24 protein-coding genes are annotated in these 17841 nt (G+C 47.5%); 5 read left to right on the top strand and 19 right to left on the bottom strand.

Annotated features, from left to right (window positions below; translation table 11 throughout):
- Positions 1–57: 57 nt before the first annotated feature.
- Positions 58–384 (bottom strand): winged helix-turn-helix transcriptional regulator, encoded by a 327-nt coding sequence (locus AC5LIL_RS03890; protein ID WP_012727011.1) that lies wholly within the window; start codon positions 382–384, stop codon positions 58–60.
- 264 nt (positions 385–648) lie between these two features.
- Here AC5LIL_RS03890 and AC5LIL_RS03885 point away from each other — a divergent pair, with 264 nt between their 5' ends.
- The 3 genes from AC5LIL_RS03885 to AC5LIL_RS03875 all read left to right on the top strand — a co-directional run bounded on the left by AC5LIL_RS03885 (position 649) and on the right by AC5LIL_RS03875 (position 4003).
- A complete protein-coding gene (locus AC5LIL_RS03885) occupies positions 649–1851 on the top strand; it encodes an MFS transporter (protein WP_499824964.1) in 1203 nt (400 codons plus the stop codon).
- Between the two features lie 10 nt (positions 1852–1861).
- Complete coding sequence (locus tag AC5LIL_RS03880; RefSeq protein ID WP_499824963.1) at positions 1862–2809, top strand: LLM class oxidoreductase; 948 nt, start codon at positions 1862–1864, stop codon at positions 2807–2809.
- Between the two features lie 84 nt (positions 2810–2893).
- Positions 2894–4003 (top strand): low temperature requirement protein A, encoded by a 1110-nt coding sequence (locus tag AC5LIL_RS03875; RefSeq protein WP_499824962.1) that lies wholly within the window; start codon positions 2894–2896, stop codon positions 4001–4003.
- 37 nt (positions 4004–4040) lie between these two features.
- Here AC5LIL_RS03875 and AC5LIL_RS03870 read toward each other — a convergent pair whose 3' ends face one another.
- From AC5LIL_RS03870 to AC5LIL_RS03800, 15 genes are all read right to left on the bottom strand, one after another.
- A complete protein-coding gene (locus AC5LIL_RS03870) occupies positions 4041–4469 on the bottom strand; it encodes a CBS domain-containing protein (protein ID WP_074033810.1) in 429 nt (142 codons plus the stop codon).
- Positions 4470–4726: 257 nt separating this feature from the next.
- On the bottom strand, positions 4727–5530 hold the full coding sequence (locus AC5LIL_RS03865; protein ID WP_499824961.1) for an alpha/beta fold hydrolase: 804 nt from the start codon (positions 5528–5530) through the stop codon (positions 4727–4729).
- A 75-nt stretch (positions 5531–5605) separates the two neighbouring features.
- Positions 5606–6718 (bottom strand): M14 family metallopeptidase, encoded by a 1113-nt coding sequence (locus AC5LIL_RS03860; RefSeq protein ID WP_339963226.1) that lies wholly within the window; start codon positions 6716–6718, stop codon positions 5606–5608.
- Positions 6719–6804: 86 nt separating this feature from the next.
- Positions 6805–7203: a hypothetical protein gene (locus tag AC5LIL_RS03855; RefSeq protein WP_214874696.1), complete on the bottom strand. Its 399-nt coding sequence runs from the start codon at positions 7201–7203 to the stop codon at positions 6805–6807.
- Positions 7204–7317: 114 nt separating this feature from the next.
- Complete coding sequence (locus AC5LIL_RS03850) at positions 7318–7785, bottom strand: flavodoxin family protein (protein ID WP_214745811.1); 468 nt, start codon at positions 7783–7785, stop codon at positions 7318–7320.
- Between the two features lie 55 nt (positions 7786–7840).
- The gene (locus AC5LIL_RS03845) at positions 7841–8281 is read right to left on the bottom strand and encodes a hypothetical protein (protein ID WP_499824960.1); all 441 of its coding nucleotides are present in this window, start codon (positions 8279–8281) and stop codon (positions 7841–7843) included.
- The gene (locus AC5LIL_RS03840) at positions 8278–8928 is read right to left on the bottom strand and encodes an SIMPL domain-containing protein (RefSeq protein ID WP_214785970.1); all 651 of its coding nucleotides are present in this window, start codon (positions 8926–8928) and stop codon (positions 8278–8280) included. The genes AC5LIL_RS03845 and AC5LIL_RS03840 overlap by 4 nt, the downstream gene beginning before the upstream one ends.
- A 33-nt stretch (positions 8929–8961) precedes the next feature.
- On the bottom strand, positions 8962–9711 hold the full coding sequence (locus AC5LIL_RS03835; protein WP_499824959.1) for a hypothetical protein: 750 nt from the start codon (positions 9709–9711) through the stop codon (positions 8962–8964).
- Positions 9708–10250: an RNA polymerase sigma factor gene (locus tag AC5LIL_RS03830; protein WP_214785974.1), complete on the bottom strand. Its 543-nt coding sequence runs from the start codon at positions 10248–10250 to the stop codon at positions 9708–9710. Before AC5LIL_RS03830 ends, AC5LIL_RS03835 begins: the two co-directional genes overlap by 4 nt.
- A gap of 115 nt (positions 10251–10365) precedes the next feature.
- The gene (locus AC5LIL_RS03825) at positions 10366–10536 is read right to left on the bottom strand and encodes a hypothetical protein (protein ID WP_214785976.1); all 171 of its coding nucleotides are present in this window, start codon (positions 10534–10536) and stop codon (positions 10366–10368) included.
- A 23-nt stretch (positions 10537–10559) separates the two neighbouring features.
- Positions 10560–11096 (bottom strand): DUF2812 domain-containing protein, encoded by a 537-nt coding sequence (locus AC5LIL_RS03820; RefSeq protein WP_214785978.1) that lies wholly within the window; start codon positions 11094–11096, stop codon positions 10560–10562.
- A complete protein-coding gene (locus AC5LIL_RS03815) occupies positions 11093–11416 on the bottom strand; it encodes a PadR family transcriptional regulator (protein WP_214745790.1) in 324 nt (107 codons plus the stop codon). The genes AC5LIL_RS03820 and AC5LIL_RS03815 overlap by 4 nt, the downstream gene beginning before the upstream one ends.
- A gap of 112 nt (positions 11417–11528) precedes the next feature.
- A complete protein-coding gene (locus AC5LIL_RS03810) occupies positions 11529–12596 on the bottom strand; it encodes a glycoside hydrolase family 5 protein (protein WP_214785980.1) in 1068 nt (355 codons plus the stop codon).
- A gap of 97 nt (positions 12597–12693) precedes the next feature.
- Entirely contained in the window at positions 12694–13686 is a 993-nt protein-coding gene (locus tag AC5LIL_RS03805) for a tRNA dihydrouridine synthase (RefSeq protein ID WP_442899505.1), read from the bottom strand.
- Between the two features lie 84 nt (positions 13687–13770).
- Positions 13771–14385 (bottom strand): TetR/AcrR family transcriptional regulator, encoded by a 615-nt coding sequence (locus AC5LIL_RS03800; RefSeq protein ID WP_499824958.1) that lies wholly within the window; start codon positions 14383–14385, stop codon positions 13771–13773.
- Positions 14386–14586: 201 nt separating this feature from the next.
- Here AC5LIL_RS03800 and AC5LIL_RS03795 point away from each other — a divergent pair, with 201 nt between their 5' ends.
- On the top strand, positions 14587–15531 hold the full coding sequence (locus tag AC5LIL_RS03795) for a DUF5692 family protein (protein ID WP_499824957.1): 945 nt from the start codon (positions 14587–14589) through the stop codon (positions 15529–15531).
- Positions 15532–15634: 103 nt separating this feature from the next.
- Positions 15635–16162, top strand: a complete 528-nt coding sequence (locus tag AC5LIL_RS03790) for an AAA family ATPase (protein WP_499824956.1) — start codon at positions 15635–15637, stop codon at positions 16160–16162.
- Here AC5LIL_RS03790 and AC5LIL_RS03785 read toward each other — a convergent pair.
- The 3 genes from AC5LIL_RS03785 to AC5LIL_RS03775 form a co-directional block, all read right to left on the bottom strand.
- The gene (locus tag AC5LIL_RS03785) at positions 16154–16594 is read right to left on the bottom strand and encodes a hypothetical protein (RefSeq protein WP_499824955.1); all 441 of its coding nucleotides are present in this window, start codon (positions 16592–16594) and stop codon (positions 16154–16156) included. The two genes, AC5LIL_RS03790 and AC5LIL_RS03785, sit on opposite strands and share 9 nt — an antisense overlap.
- Positions 16595–16665: 71 nt before the next feature.
- Positions 16666–17199, bottom strand: a complete 534-nt coding sequence (locus AC5LIL_RS03780; protein WP_499824954.1) for a GNAT family N-acetyltransferase — start codon at positions 17197–17199, stop codon at positions 16666–16668.
- Positions 17196–17789, bottom strand: coding sequence for a dihydrofolate reductase family protein (locus tag AC5LIL_RS03775; RefSeq protein ID WP_214785998.1), 594 nt, complete (start codon positions 17787–17789; stop codon positions 17196–17198). The genes AC5LIL_RS03780 and AC5LIL_RS03775 overlap by 4 nt, the downstream gene beginning before the upstream one ends.
- Between the last annotated feature and the right edge of the window lie 52 nt (positions 17790–17841).

The raw sequence follows: 17841 nt of genomic DNA, 5'->3' as shown, positions 1-17841 counted from the left end.
CCTGTACCCGACTTCCCCGCACAAAAAACGGTCGTCCATCATGGACGACCGTGATTGTTATGAGATGACCTCTTCTCCAGACTGGTCGATATGGCACTCTCCCCAGGCGCACATGGCGTCTAAGATCGGTTTAAGTGACCATCCATACTCTGAGAGCGAGTAGATGACTTTCGGTGGAACTTGCTCGTACACCGTGCGTACGACGACCCCGTCCGCTTCAAGCTCACGCAATTGTTGGGTGAGCATCTTCTGTGTGATGTTCGGCATGAGTTTACGCAGCTCACTCGTCCGACGCTCTCCTTTGATCAAGTGACACATGATGACGACTTTCCATTTACCACCGATGACGTCAAGTGTCGCTTCGACCGGAATGTTATATGGCATATCAGTTCCTCCATTTCTTCCATAGGCACTTTTTGGTGCCTACCGCACTTGAAAGTACGTACTTCTCAAACGGTTTTCATGCCCTTATGATAACGACTATAGCAAATCAATACAAGTTCATTTCGCTCGTAGCACCCTCTTGAGACGGTAAGGTACTTTTTCGACCGTACTGAACAAATAGAGGAAAGTGAGATGTCTTTGCTATCGGGAGACGAAGGGCCCTCGTCTTCCACACCATTTTTATCCAACTAGGAGGAACTACTCATGAATCAACCTTATACGCAACCTGTTGAAGAACAGGTACCTAAAAATGGAGGATTAGCGTTACTCGCCCTCGCCATTAGTGCTTTCGGCATCGGGACGACCGAGTTCGTCCCTGTCGGACTGCTCGCATCCATTGCAAGTGACTTAAACATCGGAATCACACTCGCAGGTCTCATTATTTCGGGATACGCCATTGGTGTCGCCGTCGGTGCACCGATTTTAACGGCACTGACGAACCGGATGAACCGCAAGACGTTACTCATGTCACTGATGGTCGTCTTCATCGTTGGAAACTTGGTCTCTGCCATGTCGACCAGCTTTGAACTCTTGATTGTCGCCCGCTTTATCACCGCGTTCTCGCACGGGGTCTTCTTCTCAATCGGAGCAACCATCGCCGTACAGCTCGTGCCCCCGCATAAAAAAGCGAGTGCCATCGCTCTCATGTTCACAGGTTTAACTGTCGCGACCGTTACAGGTGTCCCACTTGGTACTTTCATCGGTCAAGCGTTCGGATGGCGTGCTACATTCTTCGCCGTCGCAGCACTCGGTGTCGTTTCAATCATCACCAGCTTCTTTTTGATTCCGAAAGATTTGAAACAGTCACCACCGGCGAAGTTCTCAGATATGAAGAAACTGCTCACGAACGGTCGTCTCATGCTCGGATTCTTGATCACAGCACTCGGTTACGGCGGAACGTTCGTCGCGTTTACGTACTTGACACCCATCATGCAAGACGTGACAAAAATCAGCCCGAGCTTAATCAGCGTCGTCTTACTCGTTTACGGAATCGCAGTCGCCATCGGGAACGCGGTCGGCGGAAAACTCGCCAACGAAAACCCGGCGAAAGCATTGTTCTATATGTTCATCGTTCATGCAGCGGTCATGATCATCATGTCGTTCATGATTCCGTTCAAAGTCGCTGGTCTCATTGCCATCGTCTTGATGGGACTTCTCGCCTTCATGAACGTGCCTGGACTCCAACTGTATATCGTACAATTGGCTGAAAAATATGTACCCGCTGCTGTCGATGTCGCATCCGCACTCAACATCGCGGCCTTCAACATCGGGATCGCCCTCGGTGCGACAATCGGCGGACTCGTCGCCGATTCAATCGGACTCGTCCACACACCGTGGGTCGGTGGGATCATGGTCATCATCGCCGTCATCTTGACAGCCATCTCTCGTCGTCTGGAAGCAAACTAAGGAGGAGCTTATGTTCAACAATCATAAAAGCTACAACCGGATGTATCGGGAGGGCGAGCTTACGCTCGGCCTCCACATCCCTTTAGAAAATTTTAAAATGCGTACCCCGACACTCGAACGTCAAGTCGAACTCGCTCAAAAAGCAGACGACTACGGCTTCACAGCGCTCTGGTTACGGGATGTTCTATTAAAAGACCCGAACTTTTTAGACCCCGCCGTCGGTCAGATTTATGACATGTTGATCTACGGGACACATTTACTCGGTCAAACGAAAAACATCGCGCTCGGTACGTCCGCGCTCGTCTTACCACTCCGACATCCGCTTCGTTCAGCGAAGGAAGTCGCGACGATTGAAGCGTTATTCCCGGAACGATTGATTCTCGGAATCTCGTCAGGCGACCGTCGTGCCGACTTCAAAGGACTCGGAGTCGATCATCCGACACGCGGCGACCAGTTCAAAGAATCGCTTCGCGTCATGGAGCAGGCACTCTATTACAACTACCCAACGATTGACTCACCTTACGGGGAAGTTGAACAGGCAACGCTCGTACCACGTCCGAAGAAACGGATCCCGACAATGATCACCGGCTTCGCGCAACAGGATATGGACTGGCTCGGGGCGAACGGGGATGGATGGATGTACTATCCGCAGGCACCTTTCGCACAAAAACAAGCGCTTGACGCTTGGCGTGAAAGCGGTGAGGCACACGGTCGTGCTTTTCGTCCGTTCTCGATGCCGATGCATCTTGACTTGACGCATGACCCAGACGAGCCACCGACGCCAATTCGCCTCGGTTTCCGTCTAGGTCGCAACCACTTAATCAAATTGCTCGAAGCGTATCGTGCCATCGGCGTGAATCACCTCTTCTTCGCCCTCTTCGACGGAGAACGTCCGGCTGAAAAAGTCATCGATGAATTAGGAGAATATGTGTTGCCGCATTTCCCACCCCTTGTTTGAGGTTTGCCCTTCATTTATGAAATGAAGGGTTTTTTGTGAATCGGACGGGTAAATAAAAAGGAATCTATGAAAAGGAGTCCTCTCATGCCCTCTCATCATGAAAAGGTAGAAAAGATTGAACTGTTTTTTGACTTGGTATTTGTATTTACGTTCATCCAACTCACATTGAAACTCGAACATCATCTCACATTTCATACGTTTTTAGAAGTTCTCGTCCTCATGGCCCTCATTTGGTACATCTTTGAAGGGTATATTTGGTTGACGAATACGACCAAACTGACAAGAAGGAACCATCAAATCTTCATGACGCTCGGGATGATTGGCTTTATGCTCATTTCTGTCGCCATCCCAAAAGCATATGATCAAGATGGCTTCATTTTCGGGCTTGGCTTTTTAGTGATTGTCGCCGTGCATTCGACGCTATTCTTGTTGCACAGTAATGAGGATACGAAAAAGGCGATGCTTGCCATCGTACCGTACAATGTCTCCTTTAGCATCATCATCCTCGTCGCTTCGCTGTTTGAGGGGAACGTACGCCTGATTGTATGGGGAATTGTCGCGATTGTCGCTGTATTAGGTCCTCTTGTACAGAAAAACAGAGGGCAGTTCGAAGTGTCGTCCTGGCACTTCCTTGAGCGTCATTATCTCATTCTCGTCATCGCCCTTGGCGAAACGATTGCGTCGACTGGTCGAGCTGCGATTGATGAGGATTTAACCTCGGATGTGGTTCTGACAATGATTCTTGCCCTTATGCTGACCGTTCTGCTTTGGTACTCCTACGTGAAAGAGGATGAAGCAAGAGAGAATCGTTTTCAAGACATGCATACGGATAAACGAGATCAGACAGCCAAAGCCGGGTTCTATTGGTCACACCTCTCTATGTTTCTCGGCATCATCTTACTCGCCGTCGTCAAAATCACCATCGTACACGATCCGATGCAGACACTCGATTTGGCACATCGAATCACGCTGTATGTCGCCATCGTCTTGTTTGGATATGGTGTCATTTACTTCAATCGCCTGTTCTTCAAAGTGTCGTGGAAGCGACTCGTGGTTCTTGCGGTCCTACTCGTCATCCCACTCATCGCACCCTATTTACCGGCAATCATACTTTTACTCGTGATCGCCTTGATTTATTTCATCGCAATGATCGCTCCACTTCCATTCTTGAAAACAAAACAGAAAGAAACGTAAAACAAGCCAGAACCGGGATTCGGTTCTGGCTTGTTCGTCATCGGACTTCATTCTCCAGTTGTTTCAACTTTGACGAGTAATACTCGATGATGTCGCGGCGTCGGATGATGCCGATGAAGTATTTGCCGTCATCGACGACCGGCACGAAGTTTTGATCCGTGATCGCATCGACGAGTTCTTCGATTTGGGCCGTAATGGATACCGGCTTATAGCGAACGCGTTGCTTGATGTCTTTTAGACGTGTCCGGAGCACTTTTTCATAGTCTTCTTCCCCGCGAAGCTGTTCTGCGAGTGCCCAGAGTAAATCCCCCTCTGTCATCGTCCCGGCGTAAAATCCGTTTTCCGAAACGAGTGGGACAGACGTGAATCGATGATGCTTCATCTTTTCAAGTGCTTGTCGTACCGTTGATTCGGGGTCCAAATATTTGACGTCTTCTTTCGGATATAAAAAGAAAGCGATGTTCATTTAAATCTCTCCTCAATCTGTTAATCCACCCCGTTATTGTACCATGAATGGTAGGACAGGTTGAACTAAATCCATGTTCCTATTATCTCGTATCATCCCCTTTCTTCCAAACGACACAAAAAAACATCGTGATCCTTGTCACAGCGATGTTTCGGTGATTCAAAAGAATTGGAAGGGAACTCCAATTGATTTATACCCGTTTTAGTTGGTTCTTATCCATCCAGACATACAAAAGGGCCCCTTTAGGAGCCCATAAATTATTGAACAAACTGCAACAGTGTATCGTTAAATTTCTCTCGTTCATCGAGTACGGTACCGTGCCCGCTCTCTTCAAAACGTTCAATTCGAGCATTTGAAATGCCCTGCTCCATCTGTTCGGCAAACTCAAACGGACAGATTTTATCATGTACACCGTGAATGATTAACGTCTCTACGTCAATCTTCGGCAAGGCATCGCGCAAATCTTCGTCTCGGAGCGCTTTTGCCGAGGCAATCGTTCCGTGACTCGAAGCCACGAGCGCAAGATGATGGAACCAATTCTGCATCGGTTTCGAATGTTCTTTTTCAAAGAAGATTTCCCCGAATCCTTCGAGCATCTTCGGCCGGTCGGCTCGCGTATCTTCGATCAACGCATCGACCTCGTCCGTCGTCATCCCGTATGGATAGTCTGGACGTTGTGTGAAAATTGGTGCCGCTGCTCCCGCTAACACTAACTTTTTCAGACCGTCTTCTTTATAGTCTGCTGCATATCGCACTGCAATTGCCCCACCCATCGAGAATCCAACGAGTGTGAAGTCTTTCAAACCAAGGCCGTAGACGACCATATGCACGTCGGATGCCATTGTCTCATAATCATAGCCTGTCGCCGGGGCATCAGACTTACCATATCCCCTATAGTCAATCCCGACATAACGATAGCCTGCCTCAACGAGTGCATTCTTCTGATACTCGAACATGTTGTTGTTCGCCGGCCAACCGTGTAAGAAGACAATCGGCTCCCCAGAACCGACATCCTCCACATATAAGTTTGTTCCGTCATGTGCTGTAATATATCCCATCATCCAACCTCCACATTTTTAATTGATTGTAAATACTCACAACCTACTTGTTCCCGTTTTCAAGCCTTAAAAACCTTCTCATGTGTCACGCCAGAGCGATTCTCCTTTTACATATCCTTCGATGGCTTTCGCCCCTTCTCGTAAAACCGCCTCTCGCCAGGATAGATCTTCCGGATAAAACATCGCCATGAACTCATTCTGAATCCCGTTACGCGCTTCGGGATCTTTCGTTCCTTCGAAGTAGAGACGATTCTCTAAAATAATTGTCAAAAATTCTCGAATCGAGGCTTTCGTCGATGTTCCGAACGTCCCGAATTCAAATAAGGCGGAGACAAGTCCCTTGTCCGGATATTCTGTGTCACGGACATAATAAAAATGGTTCGTCGAGTCCCCGAGCACCTCATCCGGGTCATATACCTTGACGTTATCGAGACCGTACGCCTGTTTTAACTCATCTTCTGATCGTCCGTCCCGCTTGCTGATGACCATCGTCACTTCGTTCGTCGGACCGAGCGCCGTATGCCAATCGAGATGGACCACTTTCTCGTAGCGCTCCAGTAAATCGTGTTGAATTCCTTTCAAGAAGATGGCGGACGGTTCGTCTTCATCTCCCCCGTAATACACCCCTTTCGGGAATTGATATTGCCCCATCCCTTTCGCCTCACTCATCGCTTTGAAGCCATCGAGCTTAATTCCGGAACCAAGGAATGAATAAATCTGTTCACGCGCCTCATGATAGTCGTCAATCACACCGTCTGGGACGAACAAATGGCGCATGAGTTCGTATTCACGATTCACGTTATATGGAACAGACTCACGATCAATGACGTAGTTTCGGTTCAAGTCGACGTTGTGCTCATTGACCCGACGGAAGTGTTTCATCCCCCACGGATTGACAGCGTGTATGAGACAGATGCCTGTCGTTTCATGTCGTACTTGGCCGAGTTGTATCTGTACGAATTGCTGTGTCACCGCGGCACCCGCATAGCCTTCGATCCCATGTTCCCCAATGGTCATGAGAAGCATCGCTCTCCGCTCTCGTTTCGGTTCACCTAGAATGATGTCGATGCTTTCGTCCCCAATCGAATGCGTCAACAGCTCCGCTTTCGGATAAAAGCGTTTCACCTCCGGCAACAAATTGATGAACTTCTCTCGCGACTCTTCATAGGATGATGAAAAATACTGGCTCATCGCACTCTCCTCCATTCTTTTCTCTCTACTCCATTCCCATCCTACGACAATCTAAAAACGCCTCCTGAAAGAGGAGACGTTTCGAGTCAAGGTGTTCGGATCCGTTTCGTATGTTGACGCCGGAATGCCATCACGTAGAAAATCGGACCAATCAAGACGGCACCGAATAACCAATAGAGACCCGCGTTCGCATACAATCCTTCAAACGAACGGAACACCCAGGCGAGGACTGTGAACGCGACGATCAGCTCGACGGTCCACAACAATCCACGACGAACCGCTAGGAGAATCGTATTCGTTTTTTGGAAAAAGGCTGCGACGAAAGCAATCAAAAATGCTGGGAAACTCGAGAGCCACAACATGCGATTGAGTGAGGACTCGGCAAAGTATGAGTTTCCGAGAGAGACGGTGATGAGGAAGTGCACCAATATAACGAGCAAGACGACCATCCATCCGACGAAGACATCACGTTCCATTTTTCTCATCACAACCAGCTCCCTTTCTAAAGAGTTGAATACTAAGTATTTACCCGCTTTTTCAGCCTTCTCTTCCGCTTCCACTAAAAAAACGCATCCTGATTCCTGAATGCGTTTCACGTATTATCCGACCAACTCCCGTGCCCATGCTTTCGCACGTTCGAGCTCGCCTTCTTTCAGCATCTCTGTCTTCCCATCAACCAAGAACGATTCTTTTTGAACGTTCGTCGCGCCTTTTTCAATCATTTCCCCTTCGACGCGATTGACCGCATGACCGAACCAGTCGATGATTTTACCGAGAATCGGATTCTGTTTTTCTTTGACGACACTCGTATCAAACGCAGCCGTCCGCTTCCCGCGAAGCGCATTGTCCGAGATTCCGTCTAGAAACACTTTAATGTCCTCCGTCTCATAACCCCCATGTGTCGGTGAACCGATGACGACAAGGTCGACATGCGCCAAGTCACCAAGGCCGATGTTCAACACATGTTCCATGCGCGCCTCATGCTCTTTTGAAAGTTCTTCCTGCATCGCATGGGCAATCTTTTCTGTATGACCATACAACGAATCAAAGATAATCAAAATGTTCATGATGAATCCCCCTTTGCCTAACGTCTCTTTATCCCCTTCCCATTCCAACGTTCGTTCATGCTTCTTTTTTGTACAGTGAACTTCGCTTAAAGAGCGTCCAACTCACGATAACAATGCCGAGTACGAGCAAGATGTAGCCGAAGAATGTGACAAAGTCGCGCGTGTGATAGGGTGCTTCGAATCGGTATTCCGCCCGCTTCCATTTCGAGCCGTCCTCGACCGCAATGACGTCTTCAACGGGCTCCCCAACAACTTCACGGTAAGCGGTCCCAATCGGATAGCCATTTGAGGCATTCCCGTAGTAACGTCCCGTCTCGTCGTTGACCGTTGTTTCTACTTCACCGATCACGTCACCGAGCGTATCTTCATCTAATGTCGTATCAAGTACTTCGTATGCATTTCGGTCGAACACGACAAACGTATAGGCCCAGGAAAGAGCGGATACGGGAAGCGCAATCGATATAGCGAAAAGAGTCAGGATTATGGATCGCCTCATTTGAGACTCCAGACGAATGTCGCCGAATCACTGACATTGATGTCATCTGGTTCGAGTTCAGGCATCCGTGATTCAGAAAAGTCGATTTCATGACCATAGCGAATGTCAGTTGCAGAGAAGAGGTGAATATCGCTCCATGTATAGTCAATTTGAATCAACTCTCCTAACGTTGCGCCCGCTCCTGTCGCGAGGAGTTCCGCTCTTTTTTTTGCATTTTCCGCAGCGTTCACTAACAGCTGATCTTCAATCGCGTTCGGATCTTTCATCGTGAAACGAATCGATAGTAGCGGATTCGCACGACATTGACTGATTTGTTCGATGGCATCAGACAGTTTGGATGTATCTAGCGGGAACTCCACTTTCATTTTTTGTCTACAAGCATATCCAATTAACCGTGAACGGTAATTCTTATCTTTATCACGATACTGGTCGTATAATGTGTCAATCGAAAAATCACTCGTCTTCAAATCCTTCTTTTCAAATCCTGCGCGTACGATGGCCTTTTGAAGCTGCACCACGGCGTTCGCTGCCTCAGTCATCGTCTCTTCATATCGTGGTGCTTTTGTGACAAGGTCCATGTGAATCACAATCAAATCTGGTCGAGACGAGACATTTCCTGTTCCTTTTACCGTAATCGTACGTTCCATATCGTTCGCCCTCCTAATAATATGAGATGTAGATCATTCTGACTCTTTAAATCGTGAGATCATCCAACGTTCTATTCCATCTAAAGAATGCATATCTTGCAATGACGGATAGGCGTCCCGTTCAAACAACAGTCCGTCCGGGGTATCTAAAAACAGATAACGTTCCCCGTCTGGAAAACCATAATCCGCAATATCTTTCAGTCGAAGTGTCGCCCCGTTTTGTTCCCAGATGAATTCGTCATCATATGGAATCGGCATAAAGATGCCCTCCATCCCTTGACGTACGTGTGAGATGACGCTCGTATGCTCTGTCTGTTCCGCTCTTCCGATTACATCGGCACGAACAACCAGTTCTTGCCCGACTTGCACATCTCCCCGATACACATCTGACACATGGATCGTGATGAGGGACTGATATTCGGTCTCCCCGTTGAAATCAATCTCAATGTGCTGGATGTTCGAGACCGTTCCTCTGATCACGACCGGACTCCACCGCGAAAAAAGTTCATCCTCTGTCATGTCCATCAAGTTTTCCTGGGAAGTACCTTGCCTTATTTCTGATTTATCGACGATATGAACCGAGTTTGCCGTCGAATCCGTAGATAACGGCATACGTTCATTCCAAATATTCGATGTGAAGAGCATGAATCCCGCAGCGGTGGCGAGTACCAGTCCTGCCCCCCATTTGAGTCGTTGATAAGGTCTTCGCTCTATCATCATGGATTCCTCTATAAAGCGGTCATCCACTTCTCCAAGTAGTCGAAGCAACTGTTCATTCTTCATACGCGAATCCCTTCTGCTTCAAGCGCTCGCTGTAATGCATCACGCGTTCGCTTCAGCGTCATTTTGACATGACTCTCCCCGAGTTGATGGTTTTTCGCAATTTCTTGAATCGAGTGAAGATAAAAATAACGCTGCATGAACATCATTCTCGTCTGTCGAGGAAGGTCTGCAAGAAATACGTTCAATAGGTCGACGATGTCTTCGTCTTTCATCGACACCGTGAGGACATGTTCTAGTTCTTCATAGACGAGCGGTACTTGTCCACCACCCCGTTTTTTCGCATGATTCTTCCTATAGCGTTGCAACGAGAGATTCCGAACAATCTTCGTCAAATACGCCCCTAGTCGAAACGGACGTGTCGGCGGTATTGATTCCCATGCTTTCATATATAAATCATTCAGACACTCTTCCGTATCTTCATGATTTTGTAGAATGTTGTAGGAAACACGATGACAATAGTTTCCGTATTTCTTCTTTGTCGCGACAATCGCATACTCCGATCGCTCCCAGTACCAATCGATGATGACCTGGTCATCCATCCAGTTACCCCCTTCGTATAACCCCTCTATAACTATAGATCCCAATCGACTATACTTCGTCACAACGTGCTAAAAAAACCTCGTCGTTGAGACGAGGAATCGAAACGCTTATCCATCATTTCTTCAAAATCGATACGGCAAGTCCTCCGATATAGCCAACCATCGCTCCGCTCGCGATGCCGTATGTCAGCTGTATATCGAAGAAAAACGAGAGGATTACACCGAGTGTTGTCCCCGTAATCAATCCAAAACAAATGATACAGTCCTTCCATTCTCGTGAATCCATCTTGCTCCTCCTTACCAATTCGCTCAATCTGACGACTTCATTTCCCCTATTGCTTTAAGACCTTTCAACGTTCTCATTTTCCGTGTGTGATGCTGGACGGCATAAGCCAACATGGCGACAACAACTATATTTAAAAGGATTGTCCATTTTGCAACCGGATTCGAGAAGTTTGCTAAGACGACCACAAAATTGGCGAACAAAACGGTTCCATACAGTTGGATGATTCGATTTTCACGCTGAATCATCGAGTCAAAATCCGAATACAATCGGAACGGTCCGTCGCTCGTTCGTTTTCTTAAAAAGACCCAGCGATAGGATGTGTCGACGACCTCAATCCCAACTTCATCCATGAAAGCCATGTAAGCTTTCGAATCAGGATGAGAGGGCAGTTCTCGTAACAATTCAATTCGATATGTATACATCCCTGGTTCGACTGAACGAAAGCGATATCGCATGAAGCGAAACGACTCGAGAGCCCATCCCTTTTCTGCCATCTCATTGAGCCATTTTTCTTCTTTTTCATAGTCGACAAATATACGGTATTTGGTCTTCGTCTTCATGTTTCCAACTCCTTCGTCCACTCATGACCGTGCCGCACTAATTCTTCCAATCGTTTTAATTCGATTTGAAGTGCTTCTCGACCAGCATCGGTGATCTCGTACTCTTTTTTCCGTGCCGTTCCTTCAAGTGCTTGAATCCAACCTCTTTCAACTAAACTACTGAGAGCTCCATATAACGTACCGGGCGCGAGCTGAACTCGCCCATGGCTCAACTCCTGGACAAACTGCATCATGCCGTACCCGTGCCTCGGGACTTGAAGGGACAATAATATATAATAAACCGCCTCGGTTAGTGCGCCTGTACTCGACTGTTGTGTCACGTATCCTACTCCTTTATATCGTGTTTCGTTATATCGTCATCCGATATATCAAAATTATCCTATTTTGGTCACAAAAGCAATAAAATCCTGTCTGCATCCATCGCAGACAGGATTATGTTTTAAATAATGTAAGGGCAAGATCACGTTGTTGATCCGATTGCATAAGCGATGATCGGGCATCCGAACGAAACAGTCCCATGACTGTCGACTGAAAGTCCCAATACGTAAATCCGATGCCCGCTTCATTTAATAACGTGATAACATCATTCACGTAAGCCAAACCACCTCGCCCATCTTCAAAACAATGATGAATCAAACCGAACTCGCTGATGAAAATCGGGACCTCATGCATCATTCGTAATTGAAGAAGTGGTTCGAGCTGTTTAGCAAGATATGATTGACAGCGCGGCATATAACCTTCAAGTGTAGGCTCTAAAAGAGAACGATCCGGATAAACGCCACCCTCTTCATGAACACCAACCCACTCCGCATACTGATGGGTATACGAAAAAGGATCGTAAAAATGAAGGTCATAAATCACGTTCGGATTATCCAGCAAAAACCAATTTCTCAATAGGTCTTCGTGTTTCATACCATTCGTACCATAACATGGCGCGATAACGAAAATACGGTTTGAATCGAGAGCATATAATTCGTTCACAGTCGACTGAAGTAATTGACGATATGTTTCTCCATTCCCATCGATTGTGGCGGGAGCATTGAATAAATCGAACGCTGCTATCGCCTTACCACATGTCGTTCCTTTATAACGTGTCAGTAACGTCCGCCAAATCCAACGAAATCGTTCCTGTTTCGAGAGATCGCTCCATAGAGAATAATCCGGTTCGGGACGATCGTCCATCCAGTCCGCTCCCGGCGGCAAAATTAGACAAAGGATGACGTACAACCCGTTCGCTTGAGCGAAATCAAGTTGTCGATCTAACCATTCCAGGCCGGCTGTTTCCTCTAAAAACGGTTCACGTTCAATCAGGCGAGCGTGGAACGTGAGACGCACGACATTTGCTCCTACTTCTCGCATGACACGATATGGCTCGTCCGTTGGATACAGTTCCGTAACTACTTGTGTCGGCTCCCAATATAAAGCCGTCAACGTGAAACCACGCAACCGAACAACGTCTCCTGCCGCATTGACTAAATGTTGTCCTTGAACGTGTAGCATTCGCTTTCCTCCCTTTTTCACTCTCCTGTTCTCATTCGTCCCATAAATAACTTTTCCTGCAAAAAAAAGATACGAGTACGCCTCGTATCCAATAAGCTTATTCGGCAGCCAGCGCTGCCTCTTCTTCGTGATATTTCTCGACGAAGGCATCAAGCAACGCCCGTACCTCGTCCGTCGATTTCGTTTCCATCAGATTATGACGGAGTTCGCTCGCCCCGCGGAATCCTTTGACATAAATCTTGAAGAAACGATGCAAGTTCGAAATCGAACGTGGCACGTCTTCTTGGAATTTGTCTTGAAGGTCCAGTTGCAAACGCAATAGATCGAGATGTTCTTCCATCGAGTGTTCGCGTGGCTCTTTCTCAAATGCGAACGGGTTCTTGAAAATCCCACGACCAATCATGACACCATCGACCCCGTACTTCTCAACGAGCTCGAGTCCCATTTGACGGTCGAGGATATCTCCGTTGATAGTGATGAGCGTATCCGGTGCAATCTCGTCACGCAACTTCACGATATCCGGGATCATCTCCCAGTGCGCGTCAACTTTACTCATCTCGTTGCGCGTGCGCAAGTGAATCGACAAGTTGGCGATGTCTTGTTTCAAGAGATGCGTCAACCAGTCGCGCCACTCGTCGAGCTTCGCAAAACCGAGACGCGTCTTGACGCTGACCGGGATGCCGCCGGCTTTCGCCGCTTGAATGAGCTCAGCCGCAACGTCAGGACGGAGAATGAGTCCGCTCCCTTTTCCTCGTTTTGCAACGTTTGGAACCGGGCAACCCATGTTGATGTCGAGACCTTTATAGCCCATCTCGGCCATACCGATACTCATCTGACGGAAATATTCCGGATTGTCTCCCCAGATGTGGGCGACCATCGGCTGCTCGTCTTCCGTGAATGTCAAACGGCCACGAAGGCTGCCTTTCCCTTCAGGATGGCAATAACTGTCCGAGTTCGCAAATTCTGTGAAGAAGACGTCCGGGCGTCCCGCATGAGCGACGACATGACGGAAGACGACATCGGTCACATCTTCCATCGGGGCAAGTATAAAGAATGGACGCGGAAGATCGCGCCAAAAGTTTTCTTTCATCGTAAAATCAGTTCCTTTCATCCATACAGTCCAACAAAATCACTCATCTATTCTATTATGTCTGTCGGATTGTATCAACTGACATTACTCATAATTCGTTTCTTTCGAACGAATGAGCTGAAAAAAGTGTGGGAATCCTTCAGTCAACAAATAATGAAGCACACGATTCGTGTATTCCGGTTCGATCGTTCCCGTCCGGAGTAGCGTCTGGAGGACCATTCCATCAATCCCGGCCATCGTCCACGTGGCGACCGCCCGAGTCATCGGTCCTTGTTCGACATCATAGGCTCGTACAAAAATTGCCTCAATTCGTGTGATCCAGTCTTCATACTTCTCTTTGAATTTCTGTTGAATGTCCTCATTCCCAATCATCGCTTCATGGGCGAGATAAAACTGGAGTCGGCTCTCCGCATCTTTTTGAAGGCGCTCCTGCATGCCTTCGTAGATTTCTTGGATGATCACCGCCGCCTCTTTTCGATCGTCATGGGAAACGGTCTCAATGCGTTTGACTTCTCCAAGCCCCTCATCCATTACGTCATAAAGAATCGCTTCTTTGGACGTATAGTAATGATAAATCGCGCCCGTACTGAATCCGGCTCGCTCTGCGATTCCTCGAAGCGTCGTGCCTTTGATGCCTTGTTCGACGATGATTTCACGCGCGGCTTGTAAGATTTTTAACTTCCCTTCGTTCATCATCATCTAGCACCCTCCTCTGTTCTCATCGCTCATTATATCATAATGATGTGGCGAACTTTCGACACTTCCTTGTGAGCTACCAACTCAGATTGACAACGCTTCCAATAAATTGTTACACTTTTCACATAAACATAACGAACGTTCGGTATTTTTAGTCGTTGCATTTATTTCTGGTCATTTCATTTCTGAAAGGAGTGTTGTTTTATGCTTTTCTTCGAGTCGATTCCTTGGTATAACGTCGTCATGTGGTTCGTCGTACTTGGTCTTTTAATGGGTTTGAACGAGTTCGTCCGCTCTGGAAAGCGGGCAAGTCAACTCATGTTCATGGCGTTACCGATTGCGTTGACCCCGATTTGGTTGTTTGTCGTCGATTCTGAAATTACATCATGGTTCCACTGGGTGAAGGTGTACTCGGCACTCGCCGGCGCACTCATCTACATGGTCATCCGCTTCACGAACTACCATAAGAAACATCCTTGGTATTTAGTACTCGTCCCAGCTATTCTTGCCATCAATATCATGGAGGCCGTCATTCGGGAGTTTCAAGTCGGCATCATGGGATTTGATGGAGTCGTCGATGGAATGACTTACATCTCTGGTGGTTGGAACTATATCAACGCCTTCGCCGGGATTTTGAACATCCTCACGATTTGCGGATGGTTCGGTATCTTCGCGACGTCCGGTAAACGAGTCGATATGATTTGGCCGGACCAGACGAAACTGTGGATCATCGCCTATGGCATTTGGAACATCTCTTATGTCTACTCTTGTGCACCGGGCAATGCATTCTATTCCGGCTTCGCTTTGAACATTGCCGCAACGATTCCTGCTCTTCTTTGGGCGAAAGGAACATGGATGCAAAACCGTGCCCAGACACTATCGATTTGGATGATGTGGGTCATGACCTTCCCTTATTTCTTTGCGGTCGGCAGTACGTTCAACGTGAGTGTCTCGTATAATCCAGCAGCGAACTGGACACTCGCACTCATCAGTCTTGTCCTCAACGTCGTGCTCGCCGTCATGCAGGTGTCACGTATTGTTAAACGACGTCTCAACCCGTTGAAAGACGAGCTCTGGACCGATACCGAAGAATACAAGCGAGTCGATACATTACGCGAAACAGAATCGCCTAATCCAAAGACAGCATGACAACACCCCATAGTAGATGGAATTCGAATTCCGTTACTATGGGGTGTTTTTTATAGGACTCCATTGTAATCGTAGAGAATATAAACACGAAAGGATGATGACAATGATTTTGTGGATCAACGGCGCTTTCGGTTCAGGCAAAACCACATGTGCTAATATACTTCAGAAACAACTGCCGAACGCATTTCTCTATGACCCGGAGCAGGCTGGATTTTTTATACGGAATCAATTACCGGAGAGCCTTCAGCAATCTGATTTTCAACATCACCCGGAATGGCGAGAGTTCAATTATCGAATGCTTTTGAAAATCGCAACGTCCTTTGATGGGGTCATCCTCGTGCCGATGACACTCGTTGACGCAACGTATGTAGATGAAATCATCGGACGACTTCAACGGGAAGGCGTCGATGTACGACATATCATTCTCGAAGCGAATCGACGGACACTCGTGAAGCGATTGAATAAACGGTTCGAGTGGTTCAACTCTTGGGGGAAGTCTCAAATCGACCGTTGCCAGTCCGCATTCGAATCTGACATCCATGCAGAAAAGATTGTAACGGATTATCAATCAAAACAAGATGTCGCGAGAGCAGTCGCTCAGCATATAGGACTTACGCTTTCTTCAAAGTGATTCAGATTCATACATTTCTTCCACGGGTTCGTCTTCCCATTGGATGACGAACTCGCTTGCATGGGAGAGATTCAACTCCACCGTCTCACATGTCGTATCGGTCAACCACATGCATCGGAATAATAGCTGGCGGTAACCATACAACTCATCGACAATCTCGAACCGTCCGTTTTTGACGAACTGACTGAGTTGTTCGATCGGACACATCGAATAGGTCGTTTCACCAAAGCGTGTAAGTGAAGAAGAATCTCGATTTACGTCCGAAATCGTCACGGTGGCACGTCCTGTCCACACCGCTTCCTTCTTGAACAAATCACGGATTCCATCCGCAAATACGAGACGGACGGTCGAACCGATCACGGTCGCTTCTGTGATGACGGCGTCATGTAAGGAAAGCGGGACGCTTCGGTTTCGAATCGTATATTGTTTCATTCAATCCCTCCTAAGTATCACTGTGATGTTTGTTTCGCTTTTTGATCCTTTAATCAAAATGAAGATATACCTTAGTATAAGTATCCCAGCAAATCGAGTTTCCCTTCCGTCCATCTCTTATCCCCAACCGACCGGACCATCAGTTCGTCAAATGACGCCTTCCCGATTCCTCGTGTCGTTTGATTCTCGTCATTGATTTGAAGCCACGTGCATGTATTGGATACCGTGTGAAATCCAATGCGCTCGTAAAGATCTGACCGGTCAGCGAACAACAGGAGAAAATCGATTGGGTACGCTTCCCCGAGCGCGATGACTTTTTCCATTAACGCCCGTCCGACCCCACGTCCCCGCACTGCTTCCCGTACGCATAAATCGATGATGCCAAGCACGTGAATCGGCGTTCCATCCATATTCATCACACGAAAATCTAACCCGACTTGTCCGATGATTTGTTCGTCTTCATACGCAATCAGACGGAGATGGGGCAATTGCTTGAAATAGCGGCGATTCGGATAAATGGAAGGAAACGCATGTTGTAATAGCTCGATCAACCCTTTATCCATCGATTCGGAAAGGGTCATCTCGAGGTGCCGCTCGATTCTCATAGCCCCTCTCCATCTTGTTGAATACGTTCGTAGCGGACGATACTGACTCCGTTCGGCATCAACTGTTGCTCGACTACATCAAGTTGAAGTGGCAAGATGTTTCCATCTGGGAAAAGACGTTTTCCGGAACCAATGATAATCGGATACATGATCAATCGGTATTCATCGATGAGGTCGTTCGCGAGTAACGTGTGTACGAGTTCACTGCTGCCCCAGACGTGTAAATCCGGTCCGTCCTCTTGTTTGAGTCGTTTCAATGATTCGACCGGGTCTGTCAGAAACGTCGTTGATTCCCATTGTGAATCATGTGAATGCCTACTAACCACATACTTCACTGCACGGTTGGCTTCCGGCCAAATGTCATCATGTTTTGGCCAGTAACTCGCCCACTGATCATATGTTTTTCGACCAAGTAACAGATCAAACTCACTGTGCATCTGCGTTCGAATCCAAATGCCGAGCTCTTGACTCGAAAATGGCTCTGTCCATCCTCCATGCATGAAATCCCCGCTCATGTCCTCTTCTTTTCCACCAGGTGCTTGAATCACGCCATCCAATGACAAATGTTCCAGAACAATGATCTTTCTCATCTCCGACTCCCCTTTCGGCTGTTTGCAAAAAAAGCCTTCGATTGATTCAATC

This window comes from Exiguobacterium sp. RM11 (assembly GCF_059821525.1).
Note: the sequence above shows the minus strand (reverse complement) of the source record. Positions and strands in the feature narration are given on the sequence as shown.

Coding starts and splice junctions, on each gene's coding strand:
- AC5LIL_RS03885 (WP_499824964.1), top strand. CDS start 649: ATGAATCAACCTTATACGCAACCTGTTGAAGAACAGGTACCTAAAAAT.
- AC5LIL_RS03875 (WP_499824962.1), top strand. CDS start 2,894: ATGCCCTCTCATCATGAAAAGGTAGAAAAGATTGAACTGTTTTTTGAC.
- AC5LIL_RS03855 (WP_214874696.1), bottom strand. CDS start 7,203: ATGAGAAAAATGGAACGTGATGTCTTCGTCGGATGGATGGTCGTCTTG.
- AC5LIL_RS03840 (WP_214785970.1), bottom strand. CDS start 8,928: ATGGAACGTACGATTACGGTAAAAGGAACAGGAAATGTCTCGTCTCGA.
- AC5LIL_RS03830 (WP_214785974.1), bottom strand. CDS start 10,250: ATGGATGACCAGGTCATCATCGATTGGTACTGGGAGCGATCGGAGTAT.
- AC5LIL_RS03775 (WP_214785998.1), bottom strand. CDS start 17,789: ATGAGAAAGATCATTGTTCTGGAACATTTGTCATTGGATGGCGTGATT.
- AC5LIL_RS03835 (WP_499824959.1), bottom strand. CDS start 9,711: ATGAAGAATGAACAGTTGCTTCGACTACTTGGAGAAGTGGATGACCGC.
- AC5LIL_RS03845 (WP_499824960.1), bottom strand. CDS start 8,281: ATGAGGCGATCCATAATCCTGACTCTTTTCGCTATATCGATTGCGCTT.
- AC5LIL_RS03795 (WP_499824957.1), top strand. CDS start 14,587: ATGCTTTTCTTCGAGTCGATTCCTTGGTATAACGTCGTCATGTGGTTC.
- AC5LIL_RS03825 (WP_214785976.1), bottom strand. CDS start 10,536: ATGGATTCACGAGAATGGAAGGACTGTATCATTTGTTTTGGATTGATT.
- AC5LIL_RS03805 (WP_442899505.1), bottom strand. CDS start 13,686: ATGAAAGAAAACTTTTGGCGCGATCTTCCGCGTCCATTCTTTATACTT.
- AC5LIL_RS03780 (WP_499824954.1), bottom strand. CDS start 17,199: ATGAGAATCGAGCGGCACCTCGAGATGACCCTTTCCGAATCGATGGAT.
- AC5LIL_RS03850 (WP_214745811.1), bottom strand. CDS start 7,785: ATGAACATTTTGATTATCTTTGATTCGTTGTATGGTCATACAGAAAAG.
- AC5LIL_RS03870 (WP_074033810.1), bottom strand. CDS start 4,469: ATGAACATCGCTTTCTTTTTATATCCGAAAGAAGACGTCAAATATTTG.
- AC5LIL_RS03785 (WP_499824955.1), bottom strand. CDS start 16,594: ATGAAACAATATACGATTCGAAACCGAAGCGTCCCGCTTTCCTTACAT.
- AC5LIL_RS03880 (WP_499824963.1), top strand. CDS start 1,862: ATGTTCAACAATCATAAAAGCTACAACCGGATGTATCGGGAGGGCGAG.
- AC5LIL_RS03860 (WP_339963226.1), bottom strand. CDS start 6,718: ATGAGCCAGTATTTTTCATCATCCTATGAAGAGTCGCGAGAGAAGTTC.
- AC5LIL_RS03890 (WP_012727011.1), bottom strand. CDS start 384: ATGCCATATAACATTCCGGTCGAAGCGACACTTGACGTCATCGGTGGT.
- AC5LIL_RS03810 (WP_214785980.1), bottom strand. CDS start 12,596: ATGCTACACGTTCAAGGACAACATTTAGTCAATGCGGCAGGAGACGTT.
- AC5LIL_RS03790 (WP_499824956.1), top strand. CDS start 15,635: ATGATTTTGTGGATCAACGGCGCTTTCGGTTCAGGCAAAACCACATGT.
- AC5LIL_RS03865 (WP_499824961.1), bottom strand. CDS start 5,530: ATGATGGGATATATTACAGCACATGACGGAACAAACTTATATGTGGAG.
- AC5LIL_RS03820 (WP_214785978.1), bottom strand. CDS start 11,096: ATGAAGACGAAGACCAAATACCGTATATTTGTCGACTATGAAAAAGAA.
- AC5LIL_RS03800 (WP_499824958.1), bottom strand. CDS start 14,385: ATGATGATGAACGAAGGGAAGTTAAAAATCTTACAAGCCGCGCGTGAA.